Raw genomic sequence first — 18,767 nt, 5'->3', positions numbered from 1 at the left:
AAGGATGGGGGATGCATAAAACTAGCGCCATGTTTCGGGCGATTAGGCTAGAATTGTTAAGGCTTCTTTACAGGATTTATGTTAAATCCCAAATTCTGTTAATAAGCCAAGAGACATCTATTTCAATCTCAACACCCTCTCTGGCACGCTTCTATGACGCTCCCTATTCGTAACGTCGCAATCATTGCCCACGTCGATCACGGCAAAACAACCCTCGTTGATGCCCTCCTCCGGCAATCTGGCATCTTCCGCGAAGGCGAAGACGTTCCTGATTGCGTCATGGATTCCAATGCCCTAGAGCGGGAGCGAGGCATCACAATTCTGGCGAAAAATACCGCCGTCAGATATAAAGAAACCCTGATCAATATTATTGATACTCCCGGACACGCCGATTTTGGTGGTGAAGTCGAGCGGGTGTTAGGTATGGTGGATGGCTGCATCTTGATTGTAGATGCCAATGAAGGCCCCATGCCCCAAACGCGATTTGTGCTGAAAAAAGCTTTAGAAAAGGGACTGCGCCCGATCGTTGTCGTTAATAAAATCGACCGTCCTCAAGCCGATCCCCACGGCTCAATTGATAAAGTCTTGGATCTGTTTTTGGAATTGGGTGCCGATGACGATCAGTGCGATTTCCCTTATCTGTTTGCCTCCGGTATCAATGGTTATGCCAAAAATGACCTGGAATCCGACAACATGGATATGCAGCCCATGTTTGAGGCAATTCTGCACCATGTCGCGCCACCTGTAGGCGATCCGAATAAGCCTCTACAACTGCAAGTGACAACCCTGGATTATTCTGAATATCTGGGTCGGATTGTGATTGGAAAAATCCATAACGGCACAATCCGGATGGGGCAACAAGTGGCTTTGGTGACGGAAACCAGCGCCATTGTGAAAGGTAAAATCTCCAAGTTGATGGGTTTTGAAGGCTTAAAGCGAATTGATTTGGAAGAAGCCTCCGCGGGAAATATTGTGGCGGTGGCTGGTTTTGCCGATGCAAATATTGGCGAGACAATTACTTGTCCGAACGAACCGCAAGCTTTGCCGCTGATTAAGGTAGATGAGCCTACCTTGCAAATGACCTTCTCGGTGAACGATTCGCCCTTTGCCGGACAGGAAGGGACGATGGTGACATCACGGCAAGTACGCGATCGCCTGTTCCGCGAACTTGAAACGAACGTCGCCCTGCGGATTGAAGATACCGACTCTCCCGATAAATTACTCGTTTCCGGTCGAGGCGAACTTCACCTCGGCATCTTGATTGAAACCATGCGTCGGGAAGGCTATGAATTTCAAGTTTCCCAGCCGCAAGTGATTTTCCGCGAAGTCAGCGGTCAACCCTGCGAACCTTACGAATGTTTGGTGCTGGATGTCCCGCAAGAAGCGAGTGGTGGCTGTATCGAACGTTTGGGGCAGCGCAAGGGCGAAATGCAAGATATGCAGATGAGTGCCACGGGTCGCACTCAACTAGAATTTGTAATTCCCGCCCGTGGTTTAATCGGCTTCCGGGGTGAATTCATGCGCCTCACCCGTGGCGAAGGGATTATGAACCACAGTTTCCTAGACTATCGCCCCATCACCAGCGATATGGAAACTCGCCGCAACGGTGTCTTAATTTCATTTGAAGAAGGCGTTGCTACCTTCTACGCGATGAAGAATGCTGAGGATCGGGGTGCATTCTTTATCACTCCGGGCACCAAAGTTTACAAAGGCATGATTGTCGGGGAACACAACCGCTCTCAAGATTTGGAACTGAATGTCTGCAAGGCGAAGCAGCTGACGAACCACCGTGCTTCTGGCGGTGATGAATTAGTGCAGTTACAAGCACCAATCGATATGAGCTTGGAGCGTGCCTTGGAATACATCGGTTCAGATGAATTGGTGGAAGTTACTCCCAAGTCAATTCGGCTGCGGAAGGTGACGAAGAAGTTGGCGAAGCGGTAAATGATTCGACAACAATAGCCCCAGGTTGAAGCCTGGGAGCTACACGAAAAAAGCCCGCGATGGCGGGCTTTTTTTTAGAGCGATCGCGCATTCCTTATCGCCTTTATCGTTCCGATGGCATACACTGCCATACATCAGTAGGGGAGTAGGAACAGGGCAATGCCCTGCCCCTAACAAACGTTAGAAATGCAATAGATTTCACCCAACTGCAAACCGCTCTAGATGACATCCGAAATGCGATCGCTCTAACTTTCCTGTAAAACCCAGCTTACATCCAGGTACGAGTCGAACTAGAAGCGTCAATTCCACCTGTGCGGATACGGCGATCCAGATCGTTGGGATCTGGGGAAGCACTCAATGCCGCCTCTAGAGTAATCCGACCCTCTAGCATTTGGTCGTAAAGCGCCTGATTCATCACCTGCATTCCATCGAACGTGTCATCTAGCATCAATCGATAAGCTTCCTCATCGTCACCCTTGAGCAAGTAATCTTGCATCGCCGGGGTATTGATCAAGATGTCATGGACTGCCGTGCGACGACTATCCGTGGTTGGCAGCAGCAGTTGTGCAATCACTGCCACCAAGGAATCGGTGATTTGAATTCGCATGGCTGGCTGTTCATCGGCGTTGTACAAGTTCAACAAGCGGTTAACCGCGTTGATGGCGTTGCGGGTGTGCAGAGTGCCTAAAACTAAGTGACCTGTTTGGGCAGCTTGCAGCGCGGTATTAACGGTAATGCGATCGCGCATTTCCCCAATCAGAATCACATCTGGATCTTCCCGCAGAACTGACCGCAGTGCCGCGTGAAACTCATTGGTATGCAAACCCACTTCCCGTTGGCTAACCAAGCACTTTTGGGAAGGGTGGACGAATTCAATCGGGTCTTCAATCGTGACAATGTGCTTATTCGTCGTCTCATTCAGATGACGAATCATCGCCGCTAAGGTCGTTGATTTTCCCGATCCCGTGGGACCTGTCACCAAAATCAATCCTTGCGGTTTGCTTACAATATCCTTGAGGACTTGCGGTAAGCCTAAACTATCAAGCGAAGGGATCTCTAGGCTGATCAAACGCAGAACCATTGCTCCGCCCATCAGGGATTCAAAACAATTCACCCGACAGCGCACGAAACCTGGGTAGAAAATTGCCGTATCCAGTTCCTTGTTTTCTGCAAACTGCTTTCGCTGAGCAGGAGTCAGGATCTCAGCAAGGTTTTGCTCAAAAATTTCAGGTGTTACCTTGAGCTGACCCTCAGCCTCTACCATCTGACCTCGAATCCGATATCTGGGAACTTGCCCCACTCGAATATGGATGTCCGAGGCTTTTTGAGCATACGCATCTTTCACCATCTGTTTGATGGAAGTCGCGCTGTTAACTTCTGGGGGTCGCCCTGGCTGCATCTGCGGAGGAACGGGTGGTGGCGGTAGTGGTGGTGGCATGCGTGAAGGAGCTTGTGCGCGAGTCGCTTCAGCATCATTGGCTTTGGTCATTTTTTTCCCCCTGGGTACTTACTGGGTCCGGCAGCATCGGTAAAACCACAGTTTAATGGATCTTGCCTTTAAAAATTTTCTTTAAGTCAACCGTGAATGTCCTTAATTCTAAAAAATTACCAGACAGGTGTAAAATCTCTTATTTATTTGTAATCAGAATTTTGTTAAGGTGCTGGGATAGATAGACTCTAGACTGGGCAGCGCTGTTTATGAATATCGGTAATCGGATAGCAGACTGGCTGGAAACTCGGTGGGTAACGCCAGCCTACGCTGGGTGGATATTGGGAATCATCGCCGTCTGTTTTTTTGGAGCTGCCACGAACACAATGGCGGGGTGGCTGTATGTTATTAGTGGCCTCAGCTTTGCGCTACTCGGAATTGCAAGCTTCCTATCCGTGCGATCGCTTCGTCATCTTCAAGTCACCCGACGCCCTATCCAGCCCGTCAGCGTCGGCGACGATTTAACCATTGAATTAGAAATTGAAAATCCGGTTAACCATCCCAAAACCTTACTTTTAGTCCGGGACGTTCTTCCCTTTGTATTGGGACAACCCGTACAAACGGCAATTGAAACGATTTCTCCTCATAGCGTTCACCACTGGGTTTACTACCTACCCACGCAAAAACGCGGGGTTTATCGGTGGAACACCGTACAACTGAGAACTGCCGCCCCTGTGGGATTATTCTGGTGTCGCCGCCAGCGTGAAGTTGCCGCTACGGCATTTGTTTATCCCACCGTTTTACCCCTCACCAACTGCCCGATGGTGGATGAAATTGGGCAAGAAAAAAGCCCCCTGTTTCTGAGTTTAGATCGCCGTTCTCAAGCTGCAACAGAAGGAGTCACGCGATCGCTTCGTCCCTATCGAGTCGGAGATCCCACTCGTTTAATCCACTGGCGAACCAGCGCCCGTTACGGTGAATTCCAGGTACGCGAACTAGAAGTCTTTACAGGTGGACAAGAAGTAATTATCTGCCTCGATAGCGCCACCAGTTGGAATCCAGAGCATTTTGAGCAAGCAGTCATTGCGGCAGCATCCCTGTACTTCTATGCCAGTGGGCGTCAGTTAAGTGTAAAACTTTGGACAGCCTTCACAGGTTTAGTGCAAGGTCATCGCGTGGTTTTAGAAACTCTAGCCGCAACCTACGCCGGAGAAGATGCCCGTGCTGGAGATCCACCGACGCTTCCCTTAATCTGGCTGACTCCCAATCATGTTACTCTAAGCTCTTTACCCCCCGGTAGCCGTTGGATGATCTGGATGCCGGAGTCTTTAACTGAGCCTGCAATGCCTGTGAATCGCAATTCCCCTGGAATTGTCATCAATACCGATCAGCCGCTACAACTTCAGCTACAATCCCCTCTGAAGTAGGCTTGTCCGATTGCATCGATCCCAGCCAATCCCCTTGAGGAAAAGGCTTAAGATACAATGCATAAACACCTGTCGATCTCGCGTCATCTCATATTATGAACCCATCAGAAACTGAAACAAAATCCAGCGAAAAAAGTCTAGAGGCGATGCGCCATTTCTCCGAAACTTACGCCAAGCGTACTGGCACCTACTTCTGCGTCGATCCTTCCGTAACAGCCGTAGTGATTGAAGGACTCGCCAAGCATAAAGATGATCTGGGTGCCCCTTTGTGTCCCTGTCGTCACTACGAAGATAAAGAAGCAGAGGTACATGCAACTTTCTGGAATTGTCCTTGCGTACCGATGCGAGAGCGAAAAGAGTGCCACTGCATGTTATTTCTGACAGAAGATAACGAGTTTCGGGGTGAGATGCAGGAAATCTCTCTTGAAGAAATTAAAGCCGTACGCGATAGTATGTAACGATTTGCTCTAGCTAATCGCTAATTGAAAAGTTGCTACTTATAAATGTTTTTTAGCCTAACTACCAATTATCGATTAGCGATTAGCTGAAGCATCAAACTTATCATGTCGGTAACAGCCACACGTCCTAGAAAGTCTTCAAAATAAAGCCTCCCGCGTGCTGAAAGAATTTTTTAAATTCCGCTTGGTTGGATAAATCAGGAAAAAACTATCCCCTAAAATCCACTTTTTATTGGTTTGCCTGGGCTGATAAACCATTATAACAATTAAGTAAGATTGGAATTTTAAAAATAAGTAGCGATCGCAAGCTAAGCCATTAAAAAAAGCCACCCAAAATGTGATTTTGATCAATAGAATTAAAAAAATTAAATGAATTTATATTAAACTTTATTTAAACTTGAATAAAGATATTTCAGAGCAGTTTTTCTATCCGTTAAAAATTTAAAGCGATCGCTTGTTTTGGAGGCTTTCCATCACCCACGCGCGAAGCAGCTAAACATAGGCATCTGCGTCTGGAGCTATTAAGTGTGGTGATGCCTGAACACAACCATAACCACGAGGGAAGGTGCTTGACGGTAGGGAACCGAAAACGGCAGAGTAATGAAATTATTAATATAGTTCCCGACTAATGACTGAAGAAATCCCATCTGAATTTTGGCAAGGGATCGAAGAGTTTAATCAGCATGAATTTTACGCCTGCCACGACACCTTAGAGGCTCTGTGGATGGAAGCCAGCGAGCCGGAAAAAAGGTTTTATCAGGGAGTGCTGCAAATTGCCGTTGGATGTTATCACCTAGGCAACCTTAACTGGCGCGGTGCAGTTATTTTACTGGGAGAGGGAATGCGCCGCTTGGAGGCATACGAACCTGCTTACAGTGGAATTGATGTCACCGAACTGCGGGAACAGAGTGCCGAACTGTTGACGGCACTGCAACAAGCTGGAGCAGAAAACGTGGTTGATTTTGTAGAACAGATGCAACAAAACGAGAATGCTTCACAGTTACCGAAAATAGTGCGAGTAGAGGCTTAGAAACTTCTCAATACTCAGAAACGTCGGGATTGTTGTGCCTAGTTATCGCTGGATTTGTTCTGGATCGAGCCTTTAGAAAGAGTAAACTAGGCACAAGAGCCGATCACCGTCTTTGATGTCTCCGCAAGACCCATGATGTCCTCATTTCAATTTAATCAAAGTCTAATGCGTCGCCTGGGATTAGTGCTGATGCTTCCAGCTGTCCTAGCAGGAGCGATCGCTATCCCCACCCAAATCCAAACCGCCCAAGCCCAAACCGCCGATGACGGACGCGCCCTCACCGTCCGTTCTGATGTGCAAGAAGCCAACTCGAAAACAGGTGTAGTAACAGCTCGTGGCAACGTGCAAATGTATTACCCCTCGCGGCAGATCCAGGCAACTGCTGCCCAAGCTCAGTATTTCAGCAAAGAACGCCGCATCGTTCTGAGTGGGAACGTCTACGTCCTGCAACAAGGCAATAGTCTCCGAGGCGAGACAATCACCTATCTGATCGATGAAGGACGCTTTGTTGCCCTGCCTCAGTCCAATCGGCAGGTAGAATCAGTTTATCTGGTCGCCGATCCAAATTCTCCAACTACACCCGTAGCGCCACCAGCTCCCGCCGTCAATCCTAAACCAGCCTTCAAAACGCCGAATAGCCGCTAGCCATTTGTCACATGGCTAATCGCGAATCGCGAATGGCTAATCGCTAATGGCTTTTAATAATTAGCAGTTAGCCATTAGCAATGAACAATTAGCTAGTTCTCAATGAAAATCGTACTGGAGAATATTCACAAGTCTTACGGCAAACGTGCGATCGTCAATCGCGTCAACCTTTCAGTGGCGCAAGGAGAAGTCGTGGGACTACTCGGCCCTAACGGTGCTGGGAAAACGACGACCTTTTACATTGCAACTGGCTTGGAAAAACCCGATCAAGGTACGGTTTGGCTGAATGACCAGGACATCACCACCTTACCCATCCACAAACGAGCGCATTTAGGCATTGGCTATCTTGCTCAGGAAGCCAGTATTTTCCGCAACCTCACTGTCCAAGACAATATCCTCTTGGTGCTGGAACAAACAGGCGTGCCTCGTCGCGAGTGGCAAAACCGTCTAAATGGTTTGCTGCAAGAGTTTCGGCTAGAAAAAGTTGCAAATACGCTGGGGATTCGGGTATCTGGAGGAGAACGTCGGCGCACCGAGTTGGCGAGATCCTTAGCGTCGGGGCGAGAAGGGCCAAAATTTTTGCTATTGGATGAGCCGTTTGCCGGTGTCGATCCGATTGCCGTATCGGAGATTCAAAAAATTATTGCCGGACTGCGCGATCGCTACATGGGCATCTTGATCACCGATCACAACGTCCGCGAAACCCTCGCCATCACCGATCGAGCCTACATTATGCGCGACGGACAAATCCTCGCCTCTGGCAATTCAGAAGAACTCTACAATAACCCCTTAGTGCGACAGTACTACTTAGGAGATGACTTCCAAAGATAGCCTTGGGTAATCGGTAATCGGGAATTGGTAATCACAAGAGTCATCAGTAAGAAGCATTGAATTTTGAAAGCACAAGAGAGTTTTGAATTCAAAATTTCAGACGCGATAACTGTAAGTCTACTCCTTAAAACTTTCCTCCAATTACCCATTACCCATTACCCATTACCCGTTACCTACCCATCGATCCTTGACCAATGACCAAATCTTTCAATCCGCTCTCCCCCCTGATTTCGACAGTCTCGGTGATGGATCGCTATATTGGCACCGAGCTGGTCGCGCCTTTCCTATTTGGCATGGGATTCTTTTCTTCCATCGGGGTAACGATTGGCAGTTTATTTGACCTGATGAGAAGGACTGTGGATGTAGGTCTACCCGCATCGCTCGTATTGAAAGTCCTGCTGTTAAGTCTGCCACAGTTTATGGCGTATGCCTTTCCCGCCTCAGTGCTACTGGCTGCCTTATTAACCTATAGTCGTCTCTCCGCTGACAGTGAGTTGGTTGCCCTGCGTAGCTGCGGGGTGAGTATTTATCGATTGGTGCTACCAGCGATCGTCCTGAGTTTTGTTGTGACCGGCATCGCCTTTACGTTTAATGAGTATGTAGTACCCGCGGCGAACTATCAAGCCAAAGTTAGTCTAGATAAAGCTCTAAATAAAGAAAAGCCATCTTTCCAAGAACGCAATATTTTTTATCCAGAATATACGAAAGTTAAGCTACCCAATGGCAACAGAGAACAAGTGTTAAAACGCCTGTTCTATGCAGAAAAATTTGACGGTCAGAAGATGGAGGGATTGACAATTTTAGATTGGTCTCAGGAGGGTCTCAATCAAATTGTTACTTCACAATCTGCCGCTTGGAATCCAGGACAAAACACCTGGGATTTTTTCAAAGGCACGATTTATTTAATCTCTCCCGATGCTTCCTACCGCAATATTTTGAAGTTTGAACACCAACAATTGCAGCTGCCTCGTACCGCCCTAGATTTGGCAAATTCTGGGCGCGACTACGGCGAAATGAATCTTGCACAAGCCAGAGAACGTCTGAAATTAGAACGCCTCAGTGGCAATCAACAAAAAATTCGCAAGCTTCTGATCCGCATTCACCAAAAAATAGCTTTACCGTTTGCTTGTGTCGTTTTTGGTATTGTGGGTGCCGCTTTAGCCAATAGACCGACTCGCACCAGTAAAGCGACGGGTTTTGGGATTAGCGTGATCGTCATTTTTGCTTACTATTTGTTAATGTCCGTTGGTGATGCTCTGGGACTAAGTAACTTCCTCTCTCCCGTAATTGCTGCTTGGTTACCGAATCTGTTTGGATTGGGAGCAGGGGCGTGGTTCCTGCTTCGAGCTGCCCGCTAAACTTTAAGGTAGTGTCATCGTCAGTCGTGTAGGGACGGTTCTCGCTCAAGATATTGAGCGATAGCGAAGCGTAACGCACTGTGCAAATTACTGTTTTCTCTCCCTAATTCGTTGGGGAGAGAAAAAGTTGCACATGGCCTAAGCATATCTATAAACCCACCCGTTCTTGGTAGAGGCATATCTGTTCCCTGCCCCTCAGTGAGTGTTTTTCGGTTTCTAGTAACTAATGCTCGTCGAGCGATCGCAACCTTTCTAACTTCCTAAATTTAAACTTTAGTAAACTAAAAGCTTGGCTAAAATTTTACAAAAATGAAAGAAATCTTTTAACAAACTGTATATTAAGACAGTTCCTGTTCAAGGCAATAGCGTATAAAATCGACTTACAATCCCTTGTGCAAGTCGAGCTGCACTACAGCTTATGTCATCCTCCAAACAAGTCCCTGCCTCCATCCGCTATCTCAAAGCACGGTTACGGACATTCGCGCGCCCTGCGTTTTGGGGATCGGCGATCGCACTGGTGATGATGGTGATAGGGGTATGGGAGTACTGGGTACACCCAGAATGGCTTAACAGCCTTTTAGATGGAGAAACGGAGAGTGGGCAAGTTGATTCCGCAGAGAATCCCTCAGATGACCCAAACCTTTCTCAAGAAAGCAGTGTGATTGGCGCTGATATCGATAACTTGCCCGCGCTCATGCAGGAATTTAATCGCGGCACTAATCAAGGCGCTGGCAAGAAGGGAAAGGAAAAAGCTCAAGATCCCACCCAGCAAGAAGGTTTATTTGAGCAACTGACTCGCAACCCGGCGACTGCTTCTAATACAGAATCGACCGCGCAGCCTCAAGCGATCGCAGGAATCCCCAAAGCTCCGCAAAACTCGAACAATCCTTTTCTGACATCAGCACAAGATTTATTAAATACTGGATTAAATGTTGGCCCCCAGCCCAATACAGGGGCATTTTTGGGATTGACACCCACGAACCAACAGGCGGTAAATCCTACTACAACAGCAACCTCCACTCCGAATCTGGGCTTTGGCGTGCCCAATTTAACTAACCAGAACCAAAACGTCCTGCCAGTCAACTCCCTGCAACAAGCGTTGAATCAAAATTCGGCAAACCAAGCAGTAAACGCATCGCCATCGGGAAATACGTCTCAACAAAAGCTTCCCAATTCCACATCCACTGGGCAAATGGCACCACCGCCAGCAAGTGCCCTAGCGAACACTACAGGCTATAGCACTCCCTTACCCACGACTAGCAACGCTACTCAGGGTTCCTCCACCCCGAATTCTTACACCTATTTAACCCAACCCCAGGCGGTTCCTCCCGTTGTAGCACCTGCTGTCCCCGTAACACCACAGATAGCACCGCCAGTGGCACCGATAACGACCAGTAATTATGGGCAGTACCCATCTGGAGCGAACACTCAAAGAAGCGGCTTCAACAGCAACTCTGGTTTTGGCTCCAATCTTGGTAATTCCGGAGCGCAACCGGGTCAGTTGAACCAGCCTAACTTTACAGCTCCTCGTCGCGTTCCAGGACGCTACATTGGTGGGGGTCAGATTAATACTTTCTCAAATCCATAGCTGTTAGCAATTAGCTGTGGGTTGCTCGCTAATTGCTAATCGCTATTGACTAATTACTTTGGAAGTATTGGATGATGGCGGAGGCAAATTCTGAGCATTTCAGAGGCTCCACCGGCGGTTCCATGAGTCGAGCCAAATCATAGGTCACTTCGCCGTTAGAGATCGCCTGACCGAGGCCATGCTTAATCAAGTCAGCTGCCTCCTGCCAGCCCATAAATTCCAACATCATCACGCCTGACAAAATGACCGACCCGGGGTTTACCCGATCGAGTCCAGCGTGCTTCGGTGCGGTGCCGTGAGTCGCTTCAAAGATGGCGCATCGATCGCCAATATTGGCTCCTGGCCCCATCCCCAGCCCACCGACAATCGCTGCCGCTGCATCTGACAAATAATCACCATTCAGGTTCATCGTAGCGAGGATGGAATATTCATCCGGTCGAGTCTGAATCTGTTGGAAAATGCTGTCAGCAATTCGATCGTTCACCATCACCTTGTCTTTCCACTGACCGTTGCCGTGGGTTTCCCAGATGGCATTGAGAACATCTTCCACTTCACGAGTGATTTGGGCTTTTTTCTCTGCCGTCAAGGCGTCGTACCCAGGCTCAATCTGACGGGCGTTTTCTTCCAAGGTAATCTCTGGATTACGGGCTTTGTTGTCCAGAATCCATGATTCTCGTTCTGTAACGCACTCAGCGCGAAACTCAGCGCTCGCTACTTCGTAACCCCAATCGCGGAAAGCGCCTTCGGTGTACTTCATGATGTTGCCCTTATGCACCAGCGTCACCATCTGTTTATGCTTGGGTAGGCGCAGGGCATTCTTGATCGCACGGCGCACTAGGCGCTGGGAACCCGTCTTACTAATTGGCTTGATGCCGATTCCAGAGTCTAGGGGAATTTGCTTTTTGCCGTGTTCTGGCGTAGCTGGAATTAGCTCATTATTGAGGATGTCAATCAATTTGTTGCCAATTTCGCTGCCTTGACGCCACTCAATTCCCAGGTAGATGTCTTCTGTATTTTCTCGATAGATGATGACATCGAGTTTCTCCGGGCTTTTGTGGGGAGAGGGGGTGCCTGGGTAATACTTGCAGGGGCGGACACAGGAGTAAAGGTCAAAAATCTGACGCAGTGCCACATTCAGCGACCGGATGCCGCCCCCAATCGGGGTTGTTAGCGGCCCTTTGATGGCAATACCGTATTCTTTAATTACGTCTAGGGTATCTTGGGGCAAATATTGGTAGGTGCCGTACTTCTCACAGGCTTCATCCCCGGCGTAGATTTTGAACCAGCTGATTGTTCGCTTGCCACCATAAGCAGCTTGGACAGCGGCATCAAAGACCTTCTGGGCGGCGGGCCAGAGGTCGATGCCCGTGCCGTCTCCGCGAATGAAAGGAACGATCGGGTTGTCTGGAACAACGGGTTCGCCATCTTTGAAGATGATACGTTCGCCCATGTCAGGAGGAGTGATTTTTTCGTACATATTGCACTTTTTTTGGATCTAGTCTAGCCAGACAATATTTTGACAGGAAGACTACCAAATCGGCTGATTCGCAAAAGTTTCGGTTAAGCTTTTTTGCAGTTTAGGCGGTTTGATTGCCATGATGTTCGCAAATCATCCAAGCTGAGGCAGGGCTGCTAGGAGGCTGTTACCTCATTTTGGATTTTGGATGGTGGAGACGAGATTAATCGCGTTTCTAAGAAGGGGACGTTGTCAGAAGTTTAAACCAGGCACCAAGGAGCGCAAAAAAGGATTACAGACCTAATAGTAGTCTCTAGAAGTGTGACTGGGATGAAGGAATCAGCGCTTCAAATCAAAACTTTGGCATCTATTTAGCCAAGAGGCTCTACGAGAATGGGTCGAACGGCTAATTTTTTGAATAATCTTAAGCGCATTCTGTCATCAGCCTTTATGCTGATCCTTTAGGCTGATAATAAAGTAGACTGAGGGCGATCGCTGGTTTTGAGTCCTTCAATCTCACCAATACTGGCTGAGAAACTCTTGACGCTGCCAGATAACGTCAAGCTGATATAAAAAAGAGATATGCTGCACAAGCCGCCTCTGCCCTTTTCACAAAAACCTCAACTTACATCAAAGCGGGATGAATTCAGTTTGCAGACCTAGGCTGATATGGCCCCTGAAAGGCGCTCTTCTAGAGTAACGATGAAAAAAATTTTGCTCGTTGATGATGATAGAACCCTGCGAACTGTCTTGACACGCTACCTGCAAAACCAGGGGTATCTGGTTCAGGATGTAAGTTCTGGTATGGAGGCACTAAGCGCTTTTGAACAAGCTCCACCGGATTTGGTGGTCAGCGATGTGATGATGCCGGAGATGGACGGTTTGGAATTCTGCCGACGCCTGCGAACAACTCCTATCGGGCAATTGGTACCGTTTATCTTTTTGTCAGGCAAAGGAGAGCTAGAAGACCGAATTCAAGGTCATACGATTGGGGCAGATGATTATCTGACTAAACCCTTCGATCCCAGGGAATTAGTCGCAAAAATTGAAGCTCAGCTAGAGCGATCGCGCCGCATCCATGCGGAAATGGTACGGTTGATGCAGCAGATGGCAACCAGTTCCACCGCAGCGACAGCAATCGGAGCGCTGGGTTCTGCCACCTGCGAGCCACTTCCGTTAACACCCGCAGAGCAAAGAGTTTTTTGGGAGGTGATTCAGGGATTTACCAATAAACAAATTAGCGATCGCTTGTTTATCAGTCCGCGCACCGTTCAGACCCATCTTAGTAACATCCTCAGTAAGCTGGAACTAGAGAATCGCTCTCAACTAGTTCGATTTGCCTTTGAACACGGATACCGACCTCCCACCCATGAAGATCCGTGAGAGATGAAGCAGTCATGGGTAATTGGTAATCAATTTTTAAGTTGTAGAGACAAGAGTCGATCGCCTCTGAATTTTAAATTAAAAATTTTCTGATAACTCAAAACTCAAAACATATCGCTCAAAACTCTCATTACCTATGATTTCAGGCGTTTATACACTAAATGAATTAAGTCAAGCGATCGCGGCAGATCCTAGCCGATGGCGACCGCTAGTGTTTACTAACGGGTGCTTTGATTTACTCCATACAGGTCATGTTCGATATTTACAAGTAGCAAAGTCCTTGGGGCGATCGCTCGTCGTGGGGTTAAATAGTGATCAGTCCGTCCGTGCAATCAAGCCCCATCAGCAGGGATTGCCTCCCCGACCTATCGTGCCTGAGCAGCAGCGGGCTGAAGTTCTCGCCGCCCTTAAGCCCGTGGATGGAGTGGTAATCTTCGACTCATTGACAGCCACTGGCTTAATTGAAACACTCAAGCCCGATATCTATGTCAAAGGAGGCGACTACAGCTTGGAAACCCTGCCTGAAACACCTGCCGTTCAGGCATACGGAGGTCAGATTGAATTGGTCAAAGTGGAAATTTCCACCTCGACCACAGCGATGATTGACCGCATCCTGCACTCAAATGATTAGCGCATTTGTCAAAAGTCATTAGTCATTGGTCATTAGTCATTGGCTACGGACTAAAGACTAGAGACTAATGACTAATGACTAATAACTAACAGCAACCTGAAATGACTTGCTTCATGACAGACCAAACGACTGCCGACCTACCATACACCAGCCAAGACCTTACCGACCTACGCTGCAAGTTTGAGTCGGGTTCTGAAAAAACGCAACTACAACTCCTCCCAGAACTTCTAAAAGCGGGTAATGCCGGTTTGGAGGTACTGATGGAATTTTTACGTAACAATCAGTCAACTCCTACCAATTTAGTTACAGCTAAAGCCTACCAGACCCTCTACAACGCCAATTTGCCAGCTGCAACTGAATTTCTTCAAACCCATTTCCCTTCCGGCATTATCCCCTTACACTCAGAACGCGGCATCGACTACAGTTCCCTGCAACACCTGCTCTTGCAACAAGACTTTCTTGCCGCTGACCGCCTAACCTTGCAAAAGCTGTGTGAATTGGCAGGTGCTCAGGCTGTACAGAGAAAATGGTTGTACTTTACAGAGGTAGAAAACTTCCCCATTCCTGATTTACAAACCATCAATAGCCTGTGGTTCCTACACTCGGAGGGCAAATTCGGTTTTTCCGTGCAACGGGAAATCTGGCTGAGTCTCGGCAAAGACTTCTTAAAGTTCTGGCCCAAAATTGGCTGGAAGAGCGGCAACAACTGGACTCGATATCCCAACGAGTTTACCTGGGATCTCAGTGCCCCTAGGGGTCATCTGCCTCTGTCAAATCAGCTGCGGGGTGTCCGGGTGATTGCCGCCTTGTTATCTCATCCCGCCTGGTCAAGTTGAAAACTTCAAGGCTCAGGACTCAGGACTCAGCAAACAAGAGTGATGAGTGAATGAAGCAAGAAAGCCTCTTGCCAGCAGAAATGACTCTACTTTTCACTCTTGTTTTTCATCCTGACTCCTCAATCGAATCACCGTCACTTAAGACTCGTCGGCTGGGTTGAGCCGAGTGCGAAACTCAACGCCTCCCTTGATTTTTGTTGCTTTCTCCTCCCTTGAAGGCTAAAGCCTTACGGCATGAACGCGCCTGCACGACCTCAAACACCACGTCGCTAGGGGGGAGAACCCCCGCTATTCTTGTCGTTCAACCTACGATAGAAGTCAATTTTGTTTAAACTCAGTGTCATTTACCCTTAGTCCTTTTTAACCGAAAAGCAAAACTCTCTGCTCAACGTGTTTGTTAGAGGCCTTCTTCGGGAACGCTAAGTGTAGCGGGATATTAAATTAAGTCATACAAGCAAAGCGTATGGGAGTAGGGATGGTAATGGCAGCCCCAGAAAGCAGACTTTTTTGTCGTTTGGATGGTTTGACACCGGCAGTACGAGAACAACAAAGGTTCGCTGCTTTGGGAGAATTGGGTCTACTTGAAGCAGAGATGGTTCCAGTGTTCGAGGAAGCTACTCAAACAGCAGCCCGATTTTTGGAAGCGCCGATTTGCATTTTAAGTTTAATGGCTCAAGACAAGCAGCGGATCAAAGCAGCTGTGGGTTTATCACGATTAGGGTTGATGAACGATCTCGCCACGTCCCGGCAGCTCCCACGCCATCAATCTTTGTGTACTTATGTGGTCGATAGTCATCAAGTTTTGATTGCTGGCGATACGCTAACAAATCGAGCGTTTGCTGAAACTGCTCTTGTGCAGCACTACGGCATCCGTGCCTATCTAGGGACACCGCTGCTATCATCTAGTGGAATCTGCCTGGGCACCCTGGCAGTGATGGACTTAGTGCCTCGTAACTTTACTAGCAAAGATATTGACTTTTTGGAACTTATGGCTCGCTGGAGTCTGAGTGAATTTGAGAGAAACCGTCTGTTTTTAGAAACGCGACAATTGGGGTCTTTAGAGCGTACCAACTCCAGCTATTGGTTTGCTAAGCCGTCGTCTAACGGGCAACCAGAAACGGGTAAAGACCTGGGATACAATGCCGCCTCGAACAACAGCAGTATGGGCAGCAATGCGGGTGAAGTGTTGTCCCTGACCCGTTCAACCCCTAGCCCCTCTGCAACTAGCTCCGTTAAAGTCAAACTGCTATCCCAGCTGTCACAGGAACTGCGGACTCCGTTGACTTCAATTATGGGGATGGCAAGTGTTTTGGGACGCGAAGTTTATGGGCCATTAACGACCAAGCAGAAGGAATACCTGGAGATTATCCACAACAGCGGTCAGCACTTAGTGTCGCTAGTTGATGAAATTTTGTCTCTGGGAGGGTTGGATGAGGTTAGCCAAAAACTCGATTTCACCTCTGTGGACATCGAAATGCTGTGTCAACAGGCGATTAATAACCTGCAACAGATTGCGTCTGGGCGGCAGCAACAGATTCGTCTATCTGTAGAGCCTGGAAAGCGCATCTGGTTGCTTGACAAGGATAAAGTGCGGCAAATTCTTTACTACCTGATTTTTAATCTAATTAACTCAGGGAGTGCAGGGGGCGTGGTTCGCATTCATGTCTCTCGCAAAATTGAAAAGCTGAACATTGCGGTGTGGGTTTCTCATCCCTGGCTAGGAGATGGTCTACCGCAGATTGAGTTTTATGCCCAGTCCGATATGTCGCCAAATCATCACTTAGAACCAGCTCTCTCAGAAGCCAGTGTTGCTTACATTCAAGAGCCATACTCCGTGCCGTCCCTCACATCAATGAATCAATTGTTGCTGAATGACTCTCGTGCCGCTGATTCTGCCGTCTCAGAAGGGCTGTCCCATTTATCAGTCGGCAATGGTTCTCGTGAAAGTTTGGGGTTGTTGCTGAGCTGTTTATTGGCAGAAATTCATGGTGGGCACATTTCTGTTCAAGGCTCTCCAGAAGCGGGATATCGCTATGTAGTCAGCTTGCCACAGGTGGATGCGGTGGAAACAATTGGTGATGATTGACGGACTAGAGACTATAAACTATGTACTTGGGTAATCGGTAATCGGTCATGGGAAATGGCTAATCGTTCATTGACCAATGACTAATGTGACCAATACCAATCACCCATAATCACTTCCCCCCTGACCTATCACATGAGTGTTTGGCAACAATTTACCTTGTCCAGTTTGCCGCTGTATCAGTGGCAAAGTGCAAGCTATTTGCATCGGTTGGTCGGTAGCTTGCGAAGCTGGCGGCAGAGTAGCGTTTGCGTGCAGTGGGCTGAGCCGTTGGGAGCCTTGTTTGTGGCTTTAGTGTTCGCTTTGGCTCCTTTTGTGTCAACGGCTCTGGTTGGCGTGTTGTTAGCTGCCGGTGCTGGCTTTTGGATACTGCTGACTCTCTCGGATGAGGCGGGTTATGTACCGGGCGAAGCGCCTAAAGTTACCCCAATTCACTGGTTGGTGTTGCTGTACTGGGGCATTGCTACAGTAGCAACGGCTCTGTCGCCAGTAAAGATGGCTGCTTTGAAGGGCTGGGGCAAGCTAACGCTGTATTTGCTATTTTTTGCGCTCATGGCGCGAGTGCTGCGATCGCCCCGACTGCGTTCTATCCTGATCGCGGTCTATCTCCACATTGCGCTGATTGTTAGTGTCTACGGGCTGCGACAATGGTTTTTTGGGGCGGCGGCACTGGCAACTTGGACAGATCCAACGTCTCCCCTGTCTAAAACGACGCGAGTTTATAGTTATCTGGGGAACCCCAATTTACTCGCTGCTTATCTTTTGCCTGCGATCGCTTTCTCTCTGGCTGCTATTTTTGCTTGGCGCGGGTGGAGTCGTAAAGCGCTAGCGCTGACGATGTTTTCCGTTAATACTGCGTGTTTGATTCTCACGTTCAGTCGCGGCGGCTGGATTGGCTTTATATTTTTGCTTTTAGTATTTTCGCTGATGCTGCTTTACTGGATCGGCGAACATCTGCCACCTTTCTGGCGGACTTGGTCGCTGCCGATTCTGTTAGGAAGTTTGGCGCTAGTGCTAGCGGTGGCGATCCTATTTGTGGAACCAGTGCGCGATCGCGTTTTTAGTATTTTTGCAAGTCGCAAGGATAGCAGTAACAATTTCCGGGTCAACGTTTGGGAAGCGGTGATTGAGATGATCCGCGATCGCCCGATTTTAGGGATAGGCCCTGGCAACGAGGCTTTTAACAAAGTTTATCCCCTTTATCAGCGCCCCCGCTATACTGCCTTAAGTGCTTATTCCGTTTTCCTGGAATTGGCTGTAGAAACTGGCTTAATTGGTTTTTGCTGCTTTATGTGGTTGCTGATTGTCACCTTTAACCAAGGATGGCTACAGCTAAATCGTTTGCGGCAACTGGGCAGGCGTGAGGGCTTTTGGCTGATAGCGGCGATCGCCACGATATTTGGTCTATTAGGACATGGTTTGGTAGATACAGTTTGGTATAGACCGGAAGTAAATACGCTTTGGTGGATGATGGTGGCGTTGATTGCTAGTTATTACACTTTCTCACCGAGTAGCGATCGCACTCCCCACACGCTAACGGAACACAGTTAATTCGATTTCCCTGTTTGATTATTCATTAGTTTTTAGACTTTTTTCGGCACCCACTCCGTCCAAAGGCGAGCGAAAAAACAAAAACTCGCAAACTCTTGTCCAAACAGCACTCCTAGA

The 18,767-nt window shown here is 48.2% G+C and carries 15 protein-coding genes; 13 read left to right on the top strand and 2 right to left on the bottom strand.

Annotated elements, in window-relative coordinates:
- Positions 1 to 153 precede the first annotated feature (153 nt).
- Complete coding sequence (gene typA, locus NDI44_RS01085) at positions 154 to 1,944, top strand: translational GTPase TypA (RefSeq protein ID WP_190413055.1); 1,791 nt, start codon at positions 154 to 156, stop codon at positions 1,942 to 1,944.
- Positions 1,945 to 2,212: 268 nt separating this feature from the next.
- On the opposite strand, the gene NDI44_RS01080 is transcribed toward typA, so the two are convergent.
- Entirely contained in the window at positions 2,213 to 3,433 is a 1,221-nt protein-coding gene (locus NDI44_RS01080; RefSeq protein ID WP_190413054.1) for a type IV pilus twitching motility protein PilT, read from the bottom strand.
- Positions 3,434 to 3,642: 209 nt separating this feature from the next.
- Here NDI44_RS01080 and NDI44_RS01075 point away from each other — a divergent pair, with 209 nt between their 5' ends.
- From NDI44_RS01075 to NDI44_RS01045, 7 genes are all read left to right on the top strand, one after another.
- Positions 3,643 to 4,800, top strand: a complete 1,158-nt coding sequence (locus NDI44_RS01075; RefSeq protein ID WP_190413053.1) for a DUF58 domain-containing protein — start codon at positions 3,643 to 3,645, stop codon at positions 4,798 to 4,800.
- A gap of 95 nt (positions 4,801 to 4,895) precedes the next feature.
- Positions 4,896 to 5,258 (top strand): ferredoxin thioredoxin reductase catalytic beta subunit, encoded by a 363-nt coding sequence (locus tag NDI44_RS01070; protein WP_190413052.1) that lies wholly within the window; start codon positions 4,896 to 4,898, stop codon positions 5,256 to 5,258.
- Between the two features lie 628 nt (positions 5,259 to 5,886).
- Entirely contained in the window at positions 5,887 to 6,288 is a 402-nt protein-coding gene (locus NDI44_RS01065; protein ID WP_190413051.1) for a DUF309 domain-containing protein, read from the top strand.
- A 132-nt stretch (positions 6,289 to 6,420) separates the two neighbouring features.
- Entirely contained in the window at positions 6,421 to 6,933 is a 513-nt protein-coding gene (locus tag NDI44_RS01060) for an LptA/OstA family protein (RefSeq protein WP_190413050.1), read from the top strand.
- Between the two features lie 102 nt (positions 6,934 to 7,035).
- Positions 7,036 to 7,764, top strand: coding sequence for an LPS export ABC transporter ATP-binding protein (gene lptB, locus NDI44_RS01055; protein ID WP_190413049.1), 729 nt, complete (start codon positions 7,036 to 7,038; stop codon positions 7,762 to 7,764).
- A gap of 194 nt (positions 7,765 to 7,958) precedes the next feature.
- Positions 7,959 to 9,122: an LptF/LptG family permease gene (locus NDI44_RS01050; protein WP_242034015.1), complete on the top strand. Its 1,164-nt coding sequence runs from the start codon at positions 7,959 to 7,961 to the stop codon at positions 9,120 to 9,122.
- Positions 9,123 to 9,540: 418 nt separating this feature from the next.
- The gene (locus NDI44_RS01045) at positions 9,541 to 10,710 is read left to right on the top strand and encodes a hypothetical protein (protein ID WP_190413048.1); all 1,170 of its coding nucleotides are present in this window, start codon (positions 9,541 to 9,543) and stop codon (positions 10,708 to 10,710) included.
- A gap of 49 nt (positions 10,711 to 10,759) precedes the next feature.
- On the opposite strand, the gene NDI44_RS01040 is transcribed toward NDI44_RS01045, so the two are convergent.
- Entirely contained in the window at positions 10,760 to 12,187 is a 1,428-nt protein-coding gene (locus tag NDI44_RS01040) for an NADP-dependent isocitrate dehydrogenase (protein WP_190413047.1), read from the bottom strand.
- Positions 12,188 to 12,868: 681 nt separating this feature from the next.
- Here NDI44_RS01040 and NDI44_RS01035 point away from each other — a divergent pair.
- From NDI44_RS01035 to NDI44_RS01015, 5 genes are all read left to right on the top strand, one after another.
- Entirely contained in the window at positions 12,869 to 13,549 is a 681-nt protein-coding gene (locus NDI44_RS01035; protein ID WP_190413046.1) for a response regulator transcription factor, read from the top strand.
- A gap of 136 nt (positions 13,550 to 13,685) precedes the next feature.
- The gene (locus NDI44_RS01030) at positions 13,686 to 14,180 is read left to right on the top strand and encodes an adenylyltransferase/cytidyltransferase family protein (RefSeq protein WP_190413045.1); all 495 of its coding nucleotides are present in this window, start codon (positions 13,686 to 13,688) and stop codon (positions 14,178 to 14,180) included.
- Positions 14,181 to 14,293: 113 nt separating this feature from the next.
- Complete coding sequence (locus NDI44_RS01025; protein WP_190413044.1) at positions 14,294 to 15,016, top strand: GUN4 domain-containing protein; 723 nt, start codon at positions 14,294 to 14,296, stop codon at positions 15,014 to 15,016.
- A gap of 481 nt (positions 15,017 to 15,497) precedes the next feature.
- On the top strand, positions 15,498 to 17,102 hold the full coding sequence (locus tag NDI44_RS01020; RefSeq protein WP_190413043.1) for a GAF domain-containing sensor histidine kinase: 1,605 nt from the start codon (positions 15,498 to 15,500) through the stop codon (positions 17,100 to 17,102).
- Between the two features lie 132 nt (positions 17,103 to 17,234).
- Complete coding sequence (locus tag NDI44_RS01015; protein WP_190413042.1) at positions 17,235 to 18,650, top strand: IctB family putative bicarbonate transporter; 1,416 nt, start codon at positions 17,235 to 17,237, stop codon at positions 18,648 to 18,650.
- The last annotated feature ends 117 nt before the right edge of the window (positions 18,651 to 18,767 follow it).

This window comes from Trichocoleus sp. DQ-A3 (assembly GCF_039961975.1).
Taxonomy (GTDB): Bacteria; Cyanobacteriota; Cyanobacteriia; order Cyanobacteriales; family FACHB-T130; genus FACHB-T130.
Note: the sequence above shows the minus strand (reverse complement) of the source record. Positions and strands in the feature narration are given on the sequence as shown.

Bases quoted from the DNA above. Each gene is read 5' to 3' on its own strand.
- NDI44_RS01070 (WP_190413052.1), top strand. From the start codon at position 4,896: ATGAACCCATCAGAAACTGAAACAAAATCCAGCGAAAAAAGTCTAGAG.
- NDI44_RS01045 (WP_190413048.1), top strand. From the start codon at position 9,541: ATGTCATCCTCCAAACAAGTCCCTGCCTCCATCCGCTATCTCAAAGCA.
- typA (WP_190413055.1), top strand. From the start codon at position 154: ATGACGCTCCCTATTCGTAACGTCGCAATCATTGCCCACGTCGATCAC.
- NDI44_RS01075 (WP_190413053.1), top strand. From the start codon at position 3,643: ATGAATATCGGTAATCGGATAGCAGACTGGCTGGAAACTCGGTGGGTA.
- NDI44_RS01015 (WP_190413042.1), top strand. From the start codon at position 17,235: ATGAGTGTTTGGCAACAATTTACCTTGTCCAGTTTGCCGCTGTATCAG.
- NDI44_RS01040 (WP_190413047.1), bottom strand. From the start codon at position 12,187: ATGTACGAAAAAATCACTCCTCCTGACATGGGCGAACGTATCATCTTC.
- NDI44_RS01050 (WP_242034015.1), top strand. From the start codon at position 7,959: ATGACCAAATCTTTCAATCCGCTCTCCCCCCTGATTTCGACAGTCTCG.
- NDI44_RS01035 (WP_190413046.1), top strand. From the start codon at position 12,869: ATGAAAAAAATTTTGCTCGTTGATGATGATAGAACCCTGCGAACTGTC.
- NDI44_RS01065 (WP_190413051.1), top strand. From the start codon at position 5,887: ATGACTGAAGAAATCCCATCTGAATTTTGGCAAGGGATCGAAGAGTTT.
- NDI44_RS01060 (WP_190413050.1), top strand. From the start codon at position 6,421: ATGATGTCCTCATTTCAATTTAATCAAAGTCTAATGCGTCGCCTGGGA.
- lptB (WP_190413049.1), top strand. From the start codon at position 7,036: ATGAAAATCGTACTGGAGAATATTCACAAGTCTTACGGCAAACGTGCG.
- NDI44_RS01020 (WP_190413043.1), top strand. From the start codon at position 15,498: ATGGCAGCCCCAGAAAGCAGACTTTTTTGTCGTTTGGATGGTTTGACA.
- NDI44_RS01080 (WP_190413054.1), bottom strand. From the start codon at position 3,433: ATGACCAAAGCCAATGATGCTGAAGCGACTCGCGCACAAGCTCCTTCA.
- NDI44_RS01030 (WP_190413045.1), top strand. From the start codon at position 13,686: ATGATTTCAGGCGTTTATACACTAAATGAATTAAGTCAAGCGATCGCG.
- NDI44_RS01025 (WP_190413044.1), top strand. From the start codon at position 14,294: ATGACAGACCAAACGACTGCCGACCTACCATACACCAGCCAAGACCTT.